This is a genomic window from Polynucleobacter sphagniphilus (assembly GCF_029892205.1).
GTDB classification, from domain to species: Bacteria; Pseudomonadota; Gammaproteobacteria; order Burkholderiales; family Burkholderiaceae; genus Polynucleobacter; species Polynucleobacter sphagniphilus.
The window spans coordinates 336,649-356,513 of sequence record NZ_JARXVX010000003.1 but is presented as its reverse complement, the minus strand read 5'-3'; the positions used below and the strand labels follow the sequence as shown (position 1 = coordinate 356,513).

General features: G+C 47.6%; 16 protein-coding genes. 10 read left to right on the top strand and 6 right to left on the bottom strand.

What is annotated here, in order from left to right; genetic code table 11:
* Nucleotides 1–69 precede the first annotated feature (69 nt).
* Genes M2125_RS08605 through M2125_RS08595 form a run of 3 tightly spaced genes read left to right on the top strand, consistent with a single transcriptional unit; the run spans nucleotide 70 to nucleotide 2,237 of the window.
* Nucleotides 70–468: a hypothetical protein gene (locus M2125_RS08605; RefSeq protein ID WP_280741850.1), complete on the top strand. Its 399-nt coding sequence runs from the start codon at nucleotides 70–72 to the stop codon at nucleotides 466–468.
* A 12-nt stretch (nucleotides 469–480) separates the two neighbouring features.
* Nucleotides 481–1,458: a homoserine kinase gene (locus tag M2125_RS08600; RefSeq protein ID WP_280742832.1), complete on the top strand. Its 978-nt coding sequence runs from the start codon at nucleotides 481–483 to the stop codon at nucleotides 1,456–1,458.
* Complete coding sequence (locus M2125_RS08595; protein ID WP_277542175.1) at nucleotides 1,455–2,237, top strand: BPSS1780 family membrane protein; 783 nt, start codon at nucleotides 1,455–1,457, stop codon at nucleotides 2,235–2,237. The genes M2125_RS08600 and M2125_RS08595 overlap by 4 nt, the downstream gene beginning before the upstream one ends.
* Nucleotides 2,238–2,253: 16 nt before the next feature.
* On the opposite strand, the gene M2125_RS08590 is transcribed toward M2125_RS08595, so the two are convergent.
* Complete coding sequence (locus tag M2125_RS08590; RefSeq protein ID WP_280741849.1) at nucleotides 2,254–4,620, bottom strand: UvrD-helicase domain-containing protein; 2,367 nt, start codon at nucleotides 4,618–4,620, stop codon at nucleotides 2,254–2,256.
* A 24-nt stretch (nucleotides 4,621–4,644) separates the two neighbouring features.
* On the opposite strand from M2125_RS08590, the gene M2125_RS08585 reads away from it, so the two are divergent.
* Nucleotides 4,645–7,536, top strand: coding sequence for a valine--tRNA ligase (locus M2125_RS08585; protein ID WP_277542170.1), 2,892 nt, complete (start codon nucleotides 4,645–4,647; stop codon nucleotides 7,534–7,536).
* Nucleotides 7,537–7,557: 21 nt separating this feature from the next.
* Entirely contained in the window at nucleotides 7,558–8,442 is an 885-nt protein-coding gene (gene galU / locus M2125_RS08580; protein ID WP_280742831.1) for a UTP--glucose-1-phosphate uridylyltransferase GalU, read from the top strand.
* A 21-nt stretch (nucleotides 8,443–8,463) separates the two neighbouring features.
* On the opposite strand, the gene M2125_RS08575 is transcribed toward galU, so the two are convergent.
* Together M2125_RS08575 and alaS are read right to left on the bottom strand one after the other, a co-directional pair.
* Entirely contained in the window at nucleotides 8,464–8,691 is a 228-nt protein-coding gene (locus M2125_RS08575; protein ID WP_076023866.1) for a sulfurtransferase TusA family protein, read from the bottom strand.
* Between the two features lie 8 nt (nucleotides 8,692–8,699).
* The gene (alaS, locus tag M2125_RS08570) at nucleotides 8,700–11,324 is read right to left on the bottom strand and encodes an alanine--tRNA ligase (protein WP_076023800.1); all 2,625 of its coding nucleotides are present in this window, start codon (nucleotides 11,322–11,324) and stop codon (nucleotides 8,700–8,702) included.
* A 16-nt stretch (nucleotides 11,325–11,340) separates the two neighbouring features.
* Here alaS and M2125_RS08565 point away from each other — a divergent pair, with 16 nt between their 5' ends.
* The 3 genes from M2125_RS08565 to M2125_RS08555 are packed head-to-tail and all read left to right on the top strand — an operon-like array spanning nucleotide 11,341 to nucleotide 15,242.
* The gene (locus M2125_RS08565) at nucleotides 11,341–11,883 is read left to right on the top strand and encodes a tripartite tricarboxylate transporter TctB family protein (protein WP_233126660.1); all 543 of its coding nucleotides are present in this window, start codon (nucleotides 11,341–11,343) and stop codon (nucleotides 11,881–11,883) included.
* A 24-nt stretch (nucleotides 11,884–11,907) separates the two neighbouring features.
* Entirely contained in the window at nucleotides 11,908–13,410 is a 1,503-nt protein-coding gene (locus tag M2125_RS08560) for a tripartite tricarboxylate transporter permease (protein WP_280742830.1), read from the top strand.
* A gap of 59 nt (nucleotides 13,411–13,469) precedes the next feature.
* Nucleotides 13,470–15,242, top strand: a complete 1,773-nt coding sequence (locus tag M2125_RS08555) for a glutamine--tRNA ligase/YqeY domain fusion protein (protein WP_280742829.1) — start codon at nucleotides 13,470–13,472, stop codon at nucleotides 15,240–15,242.
* Here the strand turns inward: M2125_RS08555 and M2125_RS08550 are convergent.
* A complete protein-coding gene (locus tag M2125_RS08550; protein WP_280742828.1) occupies nucleotides 15,205–16,119 on the bottom strand; it encodes an SDR family oxidoreductase in 915 nt (304 codons plus the stop codon). The genes M2125_RS08555 and M2125_RS08550 overlap by 38 nt on opposite strands.
* A gap of 27 nt (nucleotides 16,120–16,146) precedes the next feature.
* Here M2125_RS08550 and M2125_RS08545 point away from each other — a divergent pair, with 27 nt between their 5' ends.
* Together M2125_RS08545 and M2125_RS08540 are read left to right on the top strand one after the other, a co-directional pair.
* Nucleotides 16,147–17,184 carry a CDP-6-deoxy-delta-3,4-glucoseen reductase gene (locus M2125_RS08545; RefSeq protein WP_280742827.1) on the top strand — a complete coding sequence of 346 codons (1,038 nt, stop codon included), beginning with the start codon at nucleotides 16,147–16,149 and terminating at the stop codon, nucleotides 17,182–17,184.
* Between the two features lie 79 nt (nucleotides 17,185–17,263).
* Nucleotides 17,264–18,457, top strand: a complete 1,194-nt coding sequence (locus M2125_RS08540) for an acetylornithine transaminase (protein ID WP_277542154.1) — start codon at nucleotides 17,264–17,266, stop codon at nucleotides 18,455–18,457.
* Here the strand turns inward: M2125_RS08540 and ispH are convergent.
* On the bottom strand, nucleotides 18,454–19,395 hold the full coding sequence (ispH, locus tag M2125_RS08535) for a 4-hydroxy-3-methylbut-2-enyl diphosphate reductase (protein WP_076023794.1): 942 nt from the start codon (nucleotides 19,393–19,395) through the stop codon (nucleotides 18,454–18,456). The two genes, M2125_RS08540 and ispH, sit on opposite strands and share 4 nt — an antisense overlap.
* Nucleotides 19,396–19,413: 18 nt before the next feature.
* Nucleotides 19,414–19,860 carry an FKBP-type peptidyl-prolyl cis-trans isomerase gene (locus M2125_RS08530; protein ID WP_076023793.1) on the bottom strand — a complete coding sequence of 149 codons (447 nt, stop codon included), beginning with the start codon at nucleotides 19,858–19,860 and terminating at the stop codon, nucleotides 19,414–19,416.
* Nucleotides 19,861–19,865: the final 5 nt, after the last annotated feature.

The following is a 19,865-nucleotide window of genomic DNA, read 5'->3' as shown; positions in this document are numbered from 1 at the left end:
AATCTAGTTGCGAACTTCTGTCAGGTATGGCCAAAGAACCATCCCAGAGCAGGCTTAAAAAGGTGAAATATGATGCATTTAAATACAAATTTATTGAAACAATTATTGCGCCAAGCCCTTGTTTTAACAGGTCTTTTCCTATTTTCAAGCCTGGTTTTAGCGCAGCAGCCTGCTGGCGAAGCCCTTAGCCAAGATGAACTTGCACGGATCAATAATCAGCCACTCGCTCCTGCCGTAAGCGCAAATGGCCTGACTAGCGCTCCAGAAATTCGCAAACCCAGCTTCCAGCACAAAGAAGCCACCGGTACTGAAGTAACTGAATACAAAAATCCCAATGGACCTACTGAAGTACAGGTTAAAACCAAGTACACCACCTATGAAATGTCGCCACCTGAATCAGTCAAGCCTGGTGCCCAATCTGGCGAAGGTGACTTGTTAAGCGTTCCTAGCATTAGCATCCCTTTTTAAGCCTGATTTCATATGGCTGTTTTTACCCCACTTGAGCTTGGTGATATCTCCCAATGGATAGAACAAGATTTTGATATTGGCCAGGCCCTGGAGATTCGCGGGATTCATGGTGGGATCGAAAACTCGAACTTTTTTTTAGATACTAGCCGCGATGGGCAAAAACACGAATACGTTTTAACCCTGTTTGAAAGACTGACCGCAGAGCAGTTGCCCTACTACCTAGAGCTGATGCGTCATCTGGCCAATCAAGGAATTCCAGTTCCAAGGCCCATTGAAAATAATCAAGGACTCATTCTTTTTGAGATCAAAGGTAAGCCAGCAGCGATTGTCACCAAACTTCCCGGGCTATCTAGATTAGAGCCTGCAGCCAATCACTGCGCTCAAGTTGGCGAGATGCTAGCCAAAATGCATTTAGCGGGCGCTCATTTTCCAAAAGTCCAAGCCAATTTACGTAGCTTATCCTGGTGGCAAAAAACAGTTCCGCAAGTAGTTGGCCATTTAGATGTAACTCAAGCGCAATTACTAACAAGCGAGTTATACGCCCAAGAAAACTTCTTTCACTCAGAGAGTTACGCTGCTCTGCCGCAAGGTGCAAGTCATTGCGACCTCTTCAGAGATAACGTACTGTTTGATCCCCAGGCATCTCATGATCCCTCCCAGGATCAATTGGGCGGCTTCTTTGACTTTTACTTTGCTGGTACTGATAAGTGGTTATTTGATTTAGCAGTCACAGCAAATGATTGGTGTCTAGCAGACAATAAACAAGACTTTGAGCCGACTCGTTTAAATGCATTATTAGAGGCCTATCAATCAGTGCGCCCACTTACAAAAGATGAACAAGCCAGTTGGCCTATGATGTTGCGTGCAGCAGCATTACGCTTTTGGATCTCTCGTTTATGGGATTTTTACTTGCCGCGAGATGCTCACATGCTGACGCCGCATGACCCAAAACATTTTGAGCGCATTCTGGAAAGTCGTCGCACCTTATGAAACTCAATTCGGTAATTGCTAGGGAGGGTTATACCTGGATACAGCAAGGTATTTGGCTATTTAAACAAAATCCTTTGGGATTTTTCATGCTGGTATTTATTTATGTTTTTGTGGCACAGCTCGCTGTATTGGTACCTATCCTTGGTGTCTTTGCGGTACTCATTTTAACCCCGACCTTATCTGTTGGTTTTTTGACCGCATGCCGTCAGGCTATTGTTAAAGAGCCTTTGCGTCCAATGGTCTACCTCATTGCCTTGCGCTCAGGCCCCATTATTCGCAAACGCATTTTGCAGCTTGGTTTGATCTATACCATCCTGATTCTTGTTCTGAGCATTGCACTCAGCGCCTTAGTTGACTTTGAAGCCCTGCTTCCCTTGGTCACTAGCGATCAGCCTCTGACGGCTGAGACGCTTCACCAAATTTATGAGCTGTTAGCGATCGGCGGCTTACTTTACATTCCGGTAGCGATGCTAATGTGGTTCTCCCCTATCTTGATTGCCTGGACTAATATGCCATTAGCTCAAGCCCTCTTCTCCAGTTTTATTGCATGCTGGAGAAATCGCGGCGCTTTTTTGGTGTACATCGCCATTTGGATTGTTGTATTGATCATTATTCCAATGGCAATTGGTGCAGGATTGAATGCACTGAATCTAGAGCAGGTAGCCTCATTCATCGTTGCTCCGATTTCAATGGCGGGCTTAACAGTAATGCACTGCTCCTTCTATGCCACATGGAAAGCCTGCTTTGTAGAAGACGCAGCACCAAGCTATTTCGCTTAATTTTTTACGATACAAATCAATCAATTGCGGCAAGTTTTGCAATGCTCAATTGCAGCCACTTCACTCCATGCCGCTTGAAATTCACTTGCGCACGCGCATCTGCGTCATTACCCTCTAAGCCAGTAACCCGTCCTTCACCAAACTTAGTGTGAAATACGTTTTGACCAATTTTGAATGGATAGTTTCCACGAGGTGGCGCAGCCATTCTGGTAACCGCAGTAGATGCTGAGCCTACTCGTTTAGGCGGCAATTGTCGGGCACTACCAGAGTCAAAGAAATCATTGGATTCATATTCGCGCTGACGGGTGTAGCCATCCTGCCAAGTGGAGCCCGAGCTTCTACTAGCTCCACCCCAACGCGCATCTTTAGCTTTGGGTGTAAGCCACTTTAAGGAGTCTGATGGCAACTCTTCCAAAAAGCGTGAAGGCATGTTGTAGCGCACCTGACCATGGAGCATGCGTGATTGAGTATGCGACAAATACAAGCGCTCTTTGGCCCGGGTAATCGCTACATACATCAAGCGTCTTTCTTCTTCCAGGCCATTTTGTTCGTTCACACTATTCTCATGAGGAAATAATCCCTCCTCCAGCCCAGTAATAAATACCGCCGTGAACTCAAGACCTTTCGCGGAGTGGACTGTCATTAACTGCACAGCATCTTGGCCAGCCTGCGCTTGATTATCACCAGCCTCTAATGAAGCATGGGATAAGAAAGCGGCCAGTGGAGACACCTCCACTACTCCAGGTGCATTCTCACCAGGCAGCATGGCAGCAGGAGCATCCTGCCCAAATCCCTCTTCAGCAATGAAAGCGGTGGCAGCATTAATTAATTCTTGCAAGTTCTCTACGCGATCCTGACCTTCTCGCTCGCCAAGGTAATGCTGAATTAATCCGCTATGTTGAATCACAAACTCTACTGTTTCTGGCAAGGTGTTATGGCGTGTAGCCTCACGCATATGATCAACCAAGCGCACAAAGCCACTGAGTGATGCACCTGCTTTTCCAGTCAAAGTGGTAGCTGCTAAATACAAAGAGCATTGCTGGGCTCTGGCCTCATCTTGCAAGGCCTCAATGGACCTCGCACCAATGCCACGGGTTGGGAAATTCACCACCCGAGAAAATGAGGTGTCGTCGTTGGGATTTTCAAGCAAACGCAAATAAGCTAAAGCATGTTTAATCTCGGCACGCTCAAAGAAGCGCAGGCCACCATATACGCGGTAAGGAATCGCCGCAGAGAATAAGGCATGCTCAATAATGCGTGACTGGGCATTGCTACGGTAGAGCAAAGCAATTTCAGTTCGCTTTATACCGCTATTGACTAGAGCCTTGATTTCATCAACAAGCCAAGCGGCTTCGGCATGATCGCTCGGCGCATCGTAAACACGTACTAGCTCTCCATGCCCCGCATCAGTTCGCAAATTCTTTCCAAGACGCTCTGAATTATTCGCAATAATGTGATTGGCAGCATCGAGAATGTGGCCATGCGAGCGATAGTTTTGCTCTAGCTTCACCATCAGAGGATGAAACTGCTTTTCATAAAGACGCATGTTTTCCACATCAGCCCCACGGAAAGCATAAATACTTTGATCGTCATCACCAACAGCAAACACCGCACTACTTCCTGCGCCGCTGACATTCACGGGAATTTGCGAATGGCCAGAGAGTAATTTCAACCAGGCGTATTGCAAGGCATTCGTATCTTGAAACTCATCGATCAAAATATGGCGAAAGCGCTCTTGATAATGCGTTCTAAGTGCTTCGTTATGCTTTAAGAGTTCGTAGCTACGTAATAAGAGCTCGGCAAAATCAACCACCCCCTCACGCTGACACTGCTCATCGTAGGCTTCGTAGAGTTGGGCCATCTTGGCCTGGAAATCATCACCCACTGATAAGTCCCGAGCCCGCTGGCCGCGTTCTTTTGCATGCCCTATAAAGTATTGCAATTGCTTGGCTGGATATTTCTCATCATCAACCTTCAAGCCTTTTAAAAGCCGTTTGATAGCAGAAAGCTGATCCTGGGTATCCAAAATCTGGAAAGTGGATGGCAAACCGGCCTCTTTATGGTGCGCGCGCAATAAGCGGTTACAAAGACCGTGGAAGGTGCCGATCCACATACCGCGGGTATTAATGGGCAACATGGCTCCCAAACGCACCAACATCTCTTTTGCAGCCTTATTGGTAAAGGTAACCGCCATGACGCCTATAGGGGATACCTGGCCGGTTTGGATCAGCCAAGCTATACGGGTAGTGAGCACGCGGGTCTTGCCGCTCCCCGCACCAGCCAAAATCAAGCCTGACTGGGCTTGACCGTGTTCATTGAGGGGCGGGAGGGTCACTGCCTCGCGCTGTTCTGGATTGAGGTTCGCGAGCAAATCTGAGTACATCGTCCCAATTATAATTTGCCTCTTATGCCAAATGCTTCGAATACCCCCAATTCTCCTGTGAACAGCTCAGTTGATGAGCTCGCCAAATCCTATGAACCCGCCCCCATTGAGGCTTATTGGGGCCCTGAATGGGAACGCCGGGGGATTGCAGATGCCACGCTAGCGGAAAACAAGGGTGATTTCAGTGTTCAGCTGCCACCCCCCAATGTGACTGGCACCTTGCATATGGGTCATGCCTTTAACCAAACCATCATGGATGGCTTGGTTCGCCACGCCCGCATGTCCGGCAAAAATACCCTCTGGGTACCCGGCACAGACCATGCTGGCATTGCGACCCAAATCGTGGTCGAACGCCAACTCGATGCCCAACAGATTTCTCGGCACGACTTAGGGCGTGAGAAGTTTTTAGAAAAAGTATGGGAGTGGAAAGAAACCTCCGGCTCGACCATCACCAGACAAATCCGCCGCCTTGGTGCTTCAATTGATTGGGGCAAAGAATATTTCACGATGGACAGCAAGATGTCCAAAGCAGTGGTTGAGGTTTTTGTTCGACTACATGAACAAGGTTTGATCTATCGCGGTAAGCGCTTAGTCAATTGGGATCCTGTTTTAGGTACTGCTGTATCTGACCTGGAAGTCGTCAGCGAAGAAGAAGATGGCTCGATGTGGCACATTCGCTACCCTCTCGCTGATGGATCCGGCTATCTCACCGTGGCAACTACTCGACCTGAAACGCTCTTAGGTGACGTGGCAGTGATGGTGAACCCCGAAGATGAACGCTATCGGCATCTCATTGGCCAGTTCGTTCTCTTGCCGCTATGCAATCGTCAGATTCCAATTATTGCTGATGATTATGTTGACTTGAACTTTGGCACCGGTGTAGTGAAGGTCACACCTGCCCATGACTTTAATGACTATGCCGTGGGTCAACGTCATCAGTTGCCGCTTATTAATATTTTGACTCTAGATGCCAAGATAAATGAGAATGCCCCTGCCGCTTACCAAGGCATGGAACGCTTTGCAGCACGAAAACAAGTGGTAGCAGATTTAGATTCTGCTGGTCTACTAGAAAAAGCACAGCCCCACAAATTGATGGTACCGCGCGGTGATCGTACGCAAACCATTATTGAACCCATGCTCACTGACCAATGGTTCGTAGCAGTTTCAAAACCAAGCCCTGACAATCAGTATCAGCCCGGCTCATCGATTGCAGGCGCCGCTCTTGATGCCGTCACCAAAGGTGATATCAAGCTCGTTCCGGAGAATTGGATCAGCACCTACACTCAATGGTTAGAGAATATTCAGGATTGGTGTATTTCTCGTCAACTCTGGTGGGGTCATCAGATCCCAGCTTGGTATGGAGAAGAGGGTCAAATCTTTGTAGCGCGCTCTGAAGAAGAAGCTCAAGCAAAGGCTATTGCAGCTGGATATACAGGCAAACTCAATCGTGACCCCGATGTATTGGATACCTGGTTTAGCTCGGCCTTAGTACCATTTAGCTCACTTGGTTGGCCCGAAGAAACCCCTGCGCTCAATCACTTCCTGCCGTCGTCGGTATTGGTAACTGGTTTTGACATTATCTTCTTCTGGGTAGCACGCATGGTCATGATGACCTGCCACTTCACTGGCAAGGTGCCCTTTCATACGGTCTATGTTCATGGCTTGGTACGTGACGCCGAAGGCCAGAAGATGAGCAAGTCCAAAGGCAATACCTTAGACCCAATTGATCTGATTGACGGCATCAAATTAGAAGAGCTGGTTGGCAAGCGCACCACTGGCCTCATGAATCCAAAGCAAGCAGAAAGTATTAGTAAGAAAACCAAAAAAGAATTTCCTGATGGCATTCCTGCATTTGGGACAGATGCCTTGCGCTTTACTTTTGCATCACTGGCTTCCTTGGGTCGCAATATTAATTTCGACCAAAAGCGCTGCGAAGGCTATCGTAACTTCTGCAATAAATTGTGGAATGCTACCCGCTTTGTTCTGATGAATTGCCCAGGCAATGATGAAGAAAATGGTTTTACTCCCTGCGACAATCAATGTGGTCCAGAAGGTTATTTAGACTTTTCGCCAGCAGACAGATGGATTGTTTCCTTGCTACAAAGAACTGAAGCAGATGTAGATAGGGGATTTAAAAACTATCGCTTTGATAACATCGCCAACAGTATTTACCAGTTTGTCTGGGATGAATATTGTGACTGGTATCTCGAGCTTGCCAAAGTGCAATTGCAAACTGGTACTCCAGCACAACAAAGAGCCACCCGCCGTACGCTCTTGCGAGTGTTGGAAACGATTTTGCGTATGGCTCATCCACTCATTCCATTCATTACTGAGACCTTGTGGCAAACGGTAGGCCCCAAGAGCGGTAAAGAGTTAGCCAAACAAGATAAGCAGACCATTGCACTTCAGGCTTATCCAGTTGCTCAGCTTGAAAAAATTGATGAGCAAAGCGAAGCGTGGGTAGCGCAGATCAAAGCCATCGTTGATGCCTGCAGAAATCTCCGTGGTGAGATGCAAGTCTCTCCAGCACTACGTGTACCACTTTGGATTAGCGGACCAGAAAACTTTTTAAAGCAAGCCAGCCCTTATCTTGTTGCACTGGCCAAGCTATCTGAAGTCAAGATCTACCTTATTGAGTCCGCGCTTGAACAAGATGCTCCAGGTGCTCCAATGGCTTTAGTTGGGAATATCAAACTACTGCTAAAAATTGAAGTGGATGTTGCGGCCGAGCGTATTCGTCTGAGTAAAGAAATCGAGCGTCTAGCTAATGAAATCAATAAAGCGCGCAACAAACTAGGGAATGAAAGCTTTGTAGCAAGAGCTCCAGAAGAAGTTGTGGCCCAAGAAAAGCAACGTTTAGCTGGCTTTGAACAAAATCATGAGAAGCTTGTAGCGCAATTAGAGCGTCTCAAATAAAAAATATTGATCGGATTGAAGATGGCTACTACTACCAAAGCAGTTACTAAAGCGGTTTTCCCAGTAGCGGGATTAGGTACTCGATTTTTACCTGCTACTAAAGCTAGCCCTAAGGAGATGCTCAATGTAGTGGATAAGCCATTGATTCAATATGCTGTAGAAGAAGCTATTGCAGCCGGTATTACTCAAATGATTTTTGTTACCGGCCGAAGTAAACGCGCGATTGAGGATCACTTTGATAAAGCTTATGAGCTTGAAGCAGAACTTGAAGCTAAAAACAAACATGCCCTTCTAGAGATTCTGCGTAGCGTCAAACCAAGTCATGTGGATTGTGTATACGTTCGCCAGCCCGAGGCTCTTGGCTTGGGTCATGCAGTCTTGTGCGCAGAAAAACTAGTTCGTGATGAGCCATTCGCCATTATTTTGGCTGATGACTTATTGGATGGTCAGCCGCCCGTCCTCAAGCAAATGCTCGACGTTCACGAGAGAGAGCAGGGCTCTGTATTGGCTGTTGAAAAAATTGACCCTGCAAGAAGTAGCTCATACGGAATTATTTCCGGTGCCGAGGTTTCTAAAGGCATTTACCGCTTAGATGGAATTGTAGAAAAGCCCCAGCCTCAAGATGCGCCATCTGATTTGGCGGTAGTTGGCCGATATGTTCTCTCATCAAACATCTTCGATCATATTCGTAATTTAAAGCCTGGTGCCGGTGGTGAAATTCAACTCACCGACGCAATCGCCTCTCTCCTCAAAGAAGAGCCTGTATTTGGCTATGAGTATGAAGGAGTGCGCTACGATTGCGGCAGTAAGTTAGGTTACCTCAAAGCCTCAGTGGAATTTGCTTTGCGCCATCCTGAGGTCGGAGCTAGTTTCGCCCAGTACCTCAAGGATCGCCATTTAGGCTAATCCCATTGTTTGGTTTGCAGCTTACCTTCTCTTTAAAAAGAAGATAAGCACATTCCCCTCTTGAGTAGTAGCTAGTAACTCATTACCGGTTTGCTTTGCAAAAGCAGGAAAGTCATGAGCAGCACCAGCATCCGTTGCCTTGACCTTTAATACCTCCCCTGTTTGCATGGTTGCCAGGGCCTTCTTAGTGCGCAAAATTGGTAGTGGGCAATTCATGCCAATGGCATCTACCTCTGCATTAAATATAATCGGCTCGCTCATTTACTGGCAACCCAAGCTTGCACACCAGCCAAGGCTGCTGCTAATGCTGCTGGATTATTACCTCCAGCCATCGCCATTTCAGGCTTGCCGCCGCCCTTACCACCAACTTGCAGCGCTACGAAATTGACCAAGTCGCCGGCCTTCACTTTAGCAATGGAATCAGCAGTAACACCGGCGATCAGACTTACCTTATCACCTTGGACAGATGCCAGCACAATCGCGGCAGTTTTCAACTTCGCCTTGAGAGCATCCATGGTTTCACGTAGAACCTGAGCATCAGCTCCATCTAAGCGAGCAGCCAAGACCTTCATGCCATTGACATCTACCGCCTGGGTGGCTAATTCATCACCTTGACTGGCCGCTAGTTTTGAATTCACCTTCTCGAGCTCGCGCTCAGCTTGGCGCAAGCTCTCTTGTAACTGCGTCACGCGATTAACCAAATCAGCGGGATGTGTTTTTAAAACACTCGCAGCGTCATTGATTTTGTCTTCCAAATCTTGCAAGAAGCGCAAGGCAGTATTACCAGTAACCGCCTCAATCCGGCGAATACCGGCAGCAACACCACTTTCAGAAACAATCTTCAAGCTACCAATATCGCCCGTACGAGCGACGTGCGTACCACCGCATAATTCTTTAGAGCTGCCGATCTCCAGTACACGCACTTCATCGCCGTACTTTTCGCCAAACAACATCATCGCGCCCGTTTTTTGCGCATCCTCTAAAGACATAACTTTGCCTGAGGTGGCAGTATTCGCTAACACTTCACGGTTAACAATATCTTCCACTTGACGAATTTGCGCAGCGCTAATCGGAGCATTGTGTGTAAAGTCAAAACGGGTTTTGCTAGCATCAACCAAAGAACCTTTTTGCTGCACATGATCACCCAATACTTCACGCAAGGCTTTATGCAAAATATGCGTAGCGCTGTGATTGCGCATCGTCTCTGTTCTCTGCTCAGCATCTACCAGAGCATTTAAAGAGTCACCCACTTGAAGATTACCTTCGATAAGCTCACCTTGATGACCAAACACATCTGCTTGAATCTTAAAAGTATCATCGACTGCAAAACGCATGGATTCATTACGTAACTCGCCGCGGTCACCTACTTGACCACCAGATTCAGCGTAGAAAGGGGTGTGATCCAAAACCACTACGGCTGCATCCCCCGCTTTGATAGATTGAACGGATGAACCATCTAAATACAGGGCAGTAACCTTTGCACCATCATGTTTAAGAGTGTCATACCCATGAAATTGGGTAGGCTTGCCAGAGTATTCGAGACCCTGTGCAACCTTGAACTTACCTGCCGCCCTAGCTTGATCGCGCTGCTTCTGCATTGCCACTTCAAAGCCAGCAGCATCCACAGCAACACCACGCTCACGGCAAACGTCAGCCGTTAAATCTAATGGGAAACCAAAGGTGTCATGCAAACGGAAGGCCGTTTCACCATCAACGGTAGTTGAGCCATTAGATAAAGCGCCCTCCAAAATTTCCATCCCATTGGCAATCGTTTGGAAGAAACGCTCTTCTTCTTGCTTGATGACTTCGCCCACCTTGTCTTGCGCCGCACGCAATTCGGGGTATGCATCACCCATTTCTTTCACTAAAGCCGGTACCAACTGATAGAAGAATGGTTTACGCGCACCTAATTTATAGCCATGGCGAATAGCGCGACGAGTAATACGCCGCAATACGTAGCCACGGCCCGCATTACCAGGAATAACGCCATCAACTACGATAAAACTACAGGCCCGAATATGATCTGCAATCACCTTTAATGACGGGCTCGCTGGATCGCAGTTCTCACCGCCAGCAGCATCCACCACATCTTTGGCTGCTTTTAATAAATTCACGAAAAGATCAATTTCATAATTGGAATGTACGTGCTGCAAGACTGCTGCAATGCGCTCTAAACCCATACCCGTATCTACACTCGGCTTCGGTAATGGATGCATGTTGCCGGCTTCATCACGATTAAATTGCATGAAGACGTTATTCCAGATCTCAATGAAGCGATCACCATCCTCATCAGGACTGCCAGGAGGGCCGCCAGGAATATGCTCACCATGATCATAAAAAATCTCGGTGCAAGGACCGCATGGGCCGGTATCACCCATCATCCAAAAGTTATCAGACGCATAACGCGCGCCTTTGTTATCCCCAATACGAATGATGCGATTGGCAGGAACCCCAATTTGGTCTTTCCAAATCGCGTAGGCCTCATCATCTTCAGCATACACAGTGACCAACAATTTATCCTTGGGCAACTCAAAGACCTGGGTCAATAAATCCCATGCAAATTGAATCGCATCTTTCTTAAAGTAATCTCCAAATGAGAAATTACCCAGCATCTCAAAAAAGGTATGGTGACGCGCGGTATAACCAACGTTATCTAAATCGTTATGTTTACCGCCAGCACGAATACACTTTTGTGCAGTAGTGGCACGGGTGTAAGGACGCTTATCAAAGCCTAAAAAGACGTCCTTAAATTGATTCATGCCTGCGTTGGTAAATAGCAAGGTTGGGTCATCCCCAGGAACAACTGGGCTAGATGGAACAATTTGGTGGCCTTTTGCGGCGAAGAAATCCAGGTATGCCTGGCGAATTTGAGAGACTTTCATAGGAATAATTATCGCATTGGCACCCATCAAGGGCAAACGCACCAAAACCCACTGGCATGCTGTCTTACAATCCCTCATCACGGCTACAAAGGAGTATTTAGTGGAAATCCGCAATCAGAAGGACTTTGGGGCTGGCCTAATGTACGTGGTCACCGGCCTCTTTTTTACCTTTATTGCCGCCCGACAGTCTATGTATAGCGCACCCAAAATGGGTCCTTGGTATTTTCCATTTTGGCTGGGGCTGCTCTTAACCGCCCTTGGGCTAGTGGTTTTAGTGAAGTCCCTTCAAGCCAAAACAGCACTTGAAAAAATTCCGCCTTTTGATTGGAAAATCATCGGTCTCATTACGGGCTCCGTAGTCCTATATGGGGTATTGCTACCCATCTTCGGCTTTGGACTGGCCATTATGGTGTTGGTATTTACATCTTCAAAGGCAAGTCATGAATTCGGCTGGAAGGGAACCTTGATCAACGCGCTCGTGCTTGCATTGGGCTCCTACCTCATCTTCGTTTTTGGCCTCAAATTGCAATTCCCATTGTTGCCTTACTTTTTGCAGTAAAGCCCAAAAAGAGATATTAAAAAAATGGATTTATTTAGCAATCTAGCACTTGGTTTTGATACCGCCTTCACTCTCCAGAATATGTTTTACTGCTTTCTGGGATGCATATTGGGCACATTAATTGGTGTTCTGCCAGGACTGGGGCCGATTGCCACGATTGCAATGCTACTGCCAGCAACCTATGCGCTGCCCCCCACCGCGGCGCTCATTATGTTGGCTGGGATTTATTACGGCTCACAGTATGGTGGCTCCACTACTGCGATATTGCTCAATATTCCAGGGGAAACCTCCTCGGTTGTGACAGCGATTGATGGCTACCAAATGGCGCGTAATGGCCGTGCAGGGGTGGCCCTCTTTACGGCAGGGATGGGCTCATTCTTTGCAGGTTGTGTGGCAACCCTAGTATTGGCTGCTTTTGCAAAACCCTTATCTCAAATGGCATTTCAGTTTGGTTCTGCAGAATATTTTTCTCTCATGGTTCTCGGATTGATTGGGGCAGTCGTGTTAGCTTCTGGCTCCCTAATTAAAGCCATTGGGATGATTGTCCTTGGCCTCTTACTTGGCCTCATAGGCACTGATGTGAATTCAGGGGTTTCTCGTTACGCCTTTGATTTGCCAGAACTCAATGACGGGATTGGTTTTGTTGCGGTAGCCATGGGCGTCTTTGGTTTTGCCGAAATCATGACCAACCTTGAAAAGAAAGGGCAAGACGAGGGCTTTTTGAACAAGATGAGCACCATGATTCCCACCAAAACAGATGCCAAGCGCATGGTCCCTGCGATCTTGCGTGGCACCGTGATTGGGTCCATCTTGGGAATTTTGCCTGGTGGCGGGGCTGCTCTAGCGTCTTTTGGAGCCTACTCAGTTGAAAAAAAGACTTCTAAATATAGTCATGAGTTTGGCAAGGGGGCCATTGAAGGCGTCGCCGGCCCGGAGTCTGCCAATAACGCGGCCGCCCAAACTTCCTTTATTCCACTGCTGACGCTCGGTATCCCGCCAAACGCTGTGATGGCTTTGATGGTGGGCGCCATGACCATTCACGAAATTCAGCCAGGACCCATGGTAATGACCAGTAATCCGGCATTATTTTGGGGCTTAATTGCCTCCATGTGGATTGGCAACATGATGTTGATTGTTCTCAATCTCCCCTTAATTGGCGTCTGGGTCCAATTATTGAAAATCCCCTATCGCTATATGTACCCCGCGATTCTGGTTTTTTGCTGTATCGGCGTCTATACCGTCAACAACACCGTGTTTGATGTTTACATCACCGCGGCCTTTGGTATTGCAGGTTATCTCTTTACAAAATTAGGCTGCGAACCCGCGCCCCTCCTTTTAGGATTTATTTTGGGTCCGATGATGGAGGAGCATTTCCTACGCGCCCTCCTTTTGTCTCGCGGGGACTTAAGTACTTTTGTAACACGTCCACTCTCCCTGAGCTTGCTGATCGCGGCAGCCCTCCTGGTGGTTGCGGTTACCTTGCCGGCAGTCAAAAAAACCCGTGAAGATGCCTTTGTAGAGGAATAAGGGTGCTTATACCCTTTGCGCCTTGATCTTGGGAGCGCACTTTTCTCTACAATGGGAATATGTCCCAAGATAGCAAGCCCTCCAAACCAGCCTCCCCTGCTCTTGCAGAGCCCTCTAATTTTTTACGCCAAATCATCGATCATGATTTGACTAGTGGCGCATATCAGCATCGCAGCAATAGCGCTGGTCAAGCAATACCTTCAATCATTACGCGTTTTCCACCTGAGCCCAATGGCTATTTACATATTGGTCATGCGAAAAGTATTTGCCTGAACTTTGGCTTAGCCAAGGACTACAACACGCAAGCTGGTGGTGCGCGTTGCAATATGCGCCTGGATGATACCAACCCTGTTAAAGAGGATGTGGAGTACGCCGATAGCATTTTGGATGCGGTGAAATGGCTAGGCTTTGACTGGGGCACTCACCTTTATCACGCCAGTGATTACTTTGATCGATTGTATGAATTTGCAGAAATTTTGATTCAAAATGGCAAGGCCTACGTGGATAGCCAAAGCGCTGATGACATTCATGCGAATCGGGGTAACTTTGGTCAACCTGGTAAAAATAGTCCGTATCGTGAGCGTAGTCCAGCAGATAACCTGCAGCTCTTTCGTCAGATGCGTGATGGCAAATTCAAAGACGGCGAACATGTCCTGCGCTTAAAAATTGATATGGCGCATCCAAACATTGTGATGCGCGATCCAGTGGTGTACCGTATTCGCCATACCGATCACCATCGCACTGGCAGCAAGTGGTGCATCTACCCTTTATACGACTACACACATTGCATTTCTGATGCATTAGAAAATGTTTCTCATTCCATTTGCACTCTGGAGTTTGAGAACAACCGCCCTTTGTATGACTGGGTACTCAATGCACTCAAAGAAGTGGGGGTCTTTAAAGACCCCCTACCGCATCAGTATGAGTTTGCTCGCCTCAATCTCACCTACACCATCACCAGTAAGCGCAAGTTATTGCAATTGGTAGAAGAAAACCATGTTGAAGGTTGGGATGATCCACGTATGCCAACGATTGTGGGGATACGTCGTAGGGGTTATACGCCTGAGAGCATTCGCCTTTTCTGCGAACGCATTGGCGTTTCAAAAGCGGATAGCTGGATTGATATGAGTACGCTAGGCCAGGCTTTACGCGATGACTTAGAAGCCAGAGCACCTCGTGCCACAGCTGTCTTAAAACCACTCAAGCTAGTCATCCAAAACTTGGATGCCAACGTAAGTGAGTCTTGCTCAGCACCACGCCACCCCCATCATCCAGAGTGGGGTCATCGTGAATTTAATTTCACGCGCGAGCTTTGGATCGAGGCAGATGACTTTATGAAAGAGCCCACTAAGGGCTTCTTCAGACTTTATCCACCCATTGGCGATCAGGCTGGTGGACGCGTTCGCTTGCGTCATGGATTTGTGATTGAATGCACTGGGTTTGAAGTAGATGCAGATGGCAATGTCATCCAGGTGAACGCAACTCATTTTCCAGATAGTAAAAGTGGGACGCCCGGATCCAATAATTACAAAGTAAAAGGGAACATTCACTGGGTTAGCGCAGCCGAGGCGATTCCAGCTGAAGTGCGTCTCTATGACCACTTATTTAGCGACCCCCACCCAGACAGTGGGGATAAAAACTTCCTAGAAGCAATCAATCCAAACTCCAAAGAAACCATTACCGCTTACTTAGAACCCTGTATGAAAGATGCCAAACCGGAAGAGCGTTTTCAGTTTGAACGTCATGGCTATTTTGTTGCCGATCGAATCGATTCACAAGCAGGCAAACCCGTCTTTAATCGGACTGTTGGCCTGAAGGATTCTTGGAAATAGTTTTTAAGAATGCAGCAACGCTCGGATAGCGCAGCGGTGTTTTTAATTCTGCTAAGCGTGTATTTGTTACACGCCGAGATTCACGCATAAAAGACCATAGCATGGGGCTAACTATTTTTTGCAACTGCTCAGCAGGCAAGCGTGGTGGTCGCTCTAATGCAAACGCATCGGCTACCTGATCAAAGTAATCACCCATCTTTGTTTGGCCGCCATCACAGGCGTTAATGACTCTTTGTGGTTTACCGTGATAAACCGCTGCGCACACTAAATTCGCCAGATCATCGCTATGTATATGATTGGAGTATGCATCTTCATGTGGAAGTAATGCTGGAGTTTTGGCATGCAAGCGCTCAAGCGGCAAACGATCGGCGGCATAAATACCCGGCACCCGCAAAATAGTTACCCCTACACCATGGGCTGGCCCCCATAAACGAAGTGTGCGCTCAGCATCCACTCTGCGCTTGGCTCGCTCGCTTTGCGGATTAACCGGGGTCACTTCACTTACCTGAGCCCCTTGGTGGTCACCGTATACCCCTGTGGTGCTGACATAAATGAGGCGGCGGACAGTCTTTGACCCTTGGGCTAAAATTCGGAGGAGGTTGCGGGTTCGGTTGTCGCGGACACCAACACTTTGGGGAGGTGCCAAATGAATGATCGTTTGAGCTAAATCGCTTAACCGCCATAAACTTTCTGGCTGATCTAAATTTCCCAAAATAGGTAGGGCGCCCGACTGTATTAACTCGCTAAAGCGACTTTTCTGAGAAGTTAAGGCAAAAACACGATAGTGCTTCGATAGCTGTTTGGCAACGCGCAGACCAATGTCTCCGCAGCCAATAATCAGGATTCGGGGTTTACCAAACGATTTCATAAGTGACATCGTAACGATTTATTGAAAGGAATGAGAGTGTCGTATCAAGTCACGCTCAAAACGAGCGGTAAGCAATTTACAGTTGATTCAGAAGAAAGCATCCTTGAGGCGGCCCTAAGACAGGGCATTAACTTGCCTTATGGTTGCAAGAATGGTGCCTGCGGTTCATGCAAAGGTAAGGTATTAGAAGGTCAGCTCAGCCATGGTCAACATAGTGAAGGTGCGCTGAGCCGGGCTGAAGAAACTGCGGGATCGATTTTGTTTTGCTGCGCACACCCACAGTCTGACTTACTGATTGAGGCTCGTGAAGTCCAAGGAAGCGGTGATATTGCCATTCGGAAAATTCCATGCCGGGTCAACACCATCACCAAGCCCAGCGCCGATGTAGCCATCTTGAAATTGCAACTACCGGCGGCTGAACGCTTTCAGTTTTTAGCTGGTCAATATTTAGAATTTTTACTGAAAGATGGTCAACGTCGTGCCTATTCGATAGCCAATGCCCCAGAGCAAGAAGGGCCACTTGAGTTACATATTCGCCATTTGCCTGGCGGTCTTTTTACTGATTTTGTATTTGGGGTGAAAGATCCAGCCCTCAAAGAAAAAGATATTTTGCGCTTTGAAGGTCCTTTGGGTAGCTTCTTTTTAAGAGAAGATTCTAAAAAACCCATTATTTTTGTTGCTGCAGGCACAGGCTTTGCCCCCATTAAATCGATCATCGAGCAAATGCAGCTTAAGAAAATAGCGCGGCCCGTTCATCTCTATTGGGGCGGTCGTCGTCCAGGCGACCTTTACTTGCCTGAACTGTGCGCCTCATGGGAAAAAGAGATTGCCAACTTTAAATATATCCCCGTTATATCGGATGCCCAGCCAGAAGATCAGTGGCAAGGCCGCACTGGCTTTGTTCATCAAACCGTCATGCAAGACCATCCAGATATGAAAGACTTTCAGGTTTACGCCTGTGGTGCCCCCATCATGGTCAATTCGGCGCGGACTGACTTTTCATCTCAATGTCATCTACCTGAGGAAGAATTCTTTGCAGATTCCTTTACCAGCGCTGCTGATCTAGCGAGCTGATGGCCAGGAGCCCCACCATTTTTGATTCAAAGCGCGATAATAGATTCCAATTTGCCACCCCAACCAATCACCTATCCAAATGAATAATCCTGCCCAGACTGTTGATGCGCATTCCGTCATGTTCATTACCCCTAGACCAGAAGTCATCATGGTGGAGGGTAAGGGCTCATGGCTAGTCGATAACAATGGCAAACGCTATTTAGATTTTTTGCAAGGATGGGCTGTCAACTGTTTGGGTCATGGCAACCCCGGCATGATTGAGGCGCTCAATGCGCAAGCAAAAAAACTCATCAACCCCAGTCCAGCTTTTTATAACGAGCCAATGATTGGCTTATCCAATCTATTGACGGCAAATAGCTGCTTTAACAAAGTATTTTTTGCAAACAGCGGTGCTGAAGCCAATGAGGGTGCCATTAAATTAGCCCGCAAATGGGGGCAACTCAATAAGCCAGGCGCCTTTGAAATCATTACCTTTGACCATAGCTTTCATGGACGCACATTAGCCACCATGAGCGCCTCTGGTAAACCAGGTTGGGATACCTTATATGCACCACAAGTGCCTGGATTTCCGAAAGCAGACCTCAACGATTTAGATTCCGTTAAAAAACTGGTGACAGATAAAACCGTAGCGGTGATGCTTGAGCCCGTTCAAGGCGAAGGCGGCGTCATTCCTGCTGATGCCACTTTTATGAAAGACCTGCGCCAATTTACTAAAGAGAACAGCATTCTCCTCATAGTGGATGAAGTGCAAGCTGGCTGTGGCCGCACAGGTACTTTGTTTGCTTATCAGCACTATGGTATCGAGCCTGACATCATGACTTTGGGGAAAGGTATTGGTGGTGGCGTTCCTTTGGCCGCCTTGTTAGCTACCGATGCAGTGGCTTGTTTTGTACCGGGTGACCAAGGTGGCACCTATAACGGCAACCCACTCATGACTGCGGTTGGCATCAGCGTAATTGAACAGTTGCTGGCACCTGGCTTCTTGGATTCAGTTAAAGCAAAAGGCGAACTTCTGCGCTCAGAACTACTGGCACTTTCTCATGAATTTAATCTGGGCGGTGAACGTGGTGAGGGTTTATTGCGCGCCCTGATTTTAGGAAAAGATATCGGCGGAAAATTAGTGGAACTAGCGCGTGATCGCGCACCGGAGGGTCTTCTGATTAACTCTCCTAGACCCAATCTATTGCGCTTTATGCCAGCCCTCAATGTATCTGATGATGAAATCCGTCAGATGTGTGGCATCTTGCGCGAACTTTTGAAACTGACTACCTAATCAACTAAATTTTTAGGTAGTGAAAAGGTAACATCTTCAACCACCCCCGGCAGTGCTCGCACTTGCCGCGGACCAAATTCTTGGATCTTTGCAACGATTGACTGCGCCAAACTCTCTGGCGCTGATGCGCCAGCAGTCAAACCCACGCGCTTTTTACCTGCAAACCATTCGGCCTTGAGTTGCTCCGGTGCGTCCACCATGTAAGACGGTACACCTAACTTTTCAGATAGTTCACGCAAACGATTCGAGTTCGAGCTTGCCTTACTACCCACCACAATAACGACCTCAACTTGAGGCGCCATCAACTTAACGGCGTCTTGACGATTTTGAGTAGCGTAACAAATATCTTGCTTGCGAGGTTGAACAATCTTGGGGAACTTGCTCGTTAATGCATCAACAATTTCTTTGGTCTCATCAACGGAGAGCGTTGTTTGAGTTACAAAGGCAATCTTGGTATCACTTGGGAAAGTCAATTTCTCAACATCGCCGATTTTCTCAATCAAGAAGACGCCCTCTTTCACCTGCCCCATAGTGCCCTCAACCTCAGGGTGGCCAGCATGGCCAATCATCAATACGGTATAGCCTTCTTTGCACATCTTAACGACCTCAAGATGTACTTTGGTTACCAATGGACAAGTCGCGTCATACACCTGCAATCCACGTTGTTCGGCATCTTGTCGTACCTCTTTAGAAACGCCGTGCGCACTAAACACCACAATGCCACCCTTGGGTACTTCGTGCAATTCATCAACAAAGACCGCGCCTTTTTCACGGAGCTCATTGACCACGTATGCGTTATGCACAATTTCATGGCGCACATAGATTGGGGCACCAAAGCGATTGAGCGCTTCATTAACGATATTGATTGCGCGGTCTACGCCAGCACAAAAGCCGCGGGGCTGGGCCATCAAAATTTCAGGGCTATCTATCGGATTCATGGCTGCTTTAAATATGTTCTACAGAATCGCAACAATTTGCGCTTCAAAGGTAACGGGGCGACCAGCCAAGGGGTGATTGAAATCAAACCAAGCACCCTCTTCGTTAATCGATTGCAATACACCAGCATATTGAGCACCACCCGGGGCATTGAACTCAATCACATCACCCGGATTAAATTCTGCGTCCTCATCCCGGCCTTCTTTAAGCGCCCCCAAAGAAACCCACTGCACCAACTCATCTTTACGTTCGCCAAAACTTTCTTCCGGCGGGAGTAAGGCACTTTTTTTCTCGCCCACCTCTAAACCCAACAACACTTTTTCAAAACAAGGCGCAAATTGTCCAGAACCCATCAAAACCGTCGCGGGACGGTCAATAAACGTATTGATGTAATCCTCCCCATTGGGCAAAGTCAGCCGATAGTTGAGGGTGAGATAGGAATTAGGCAGAACAATAAGCTTAGTCATAAGGT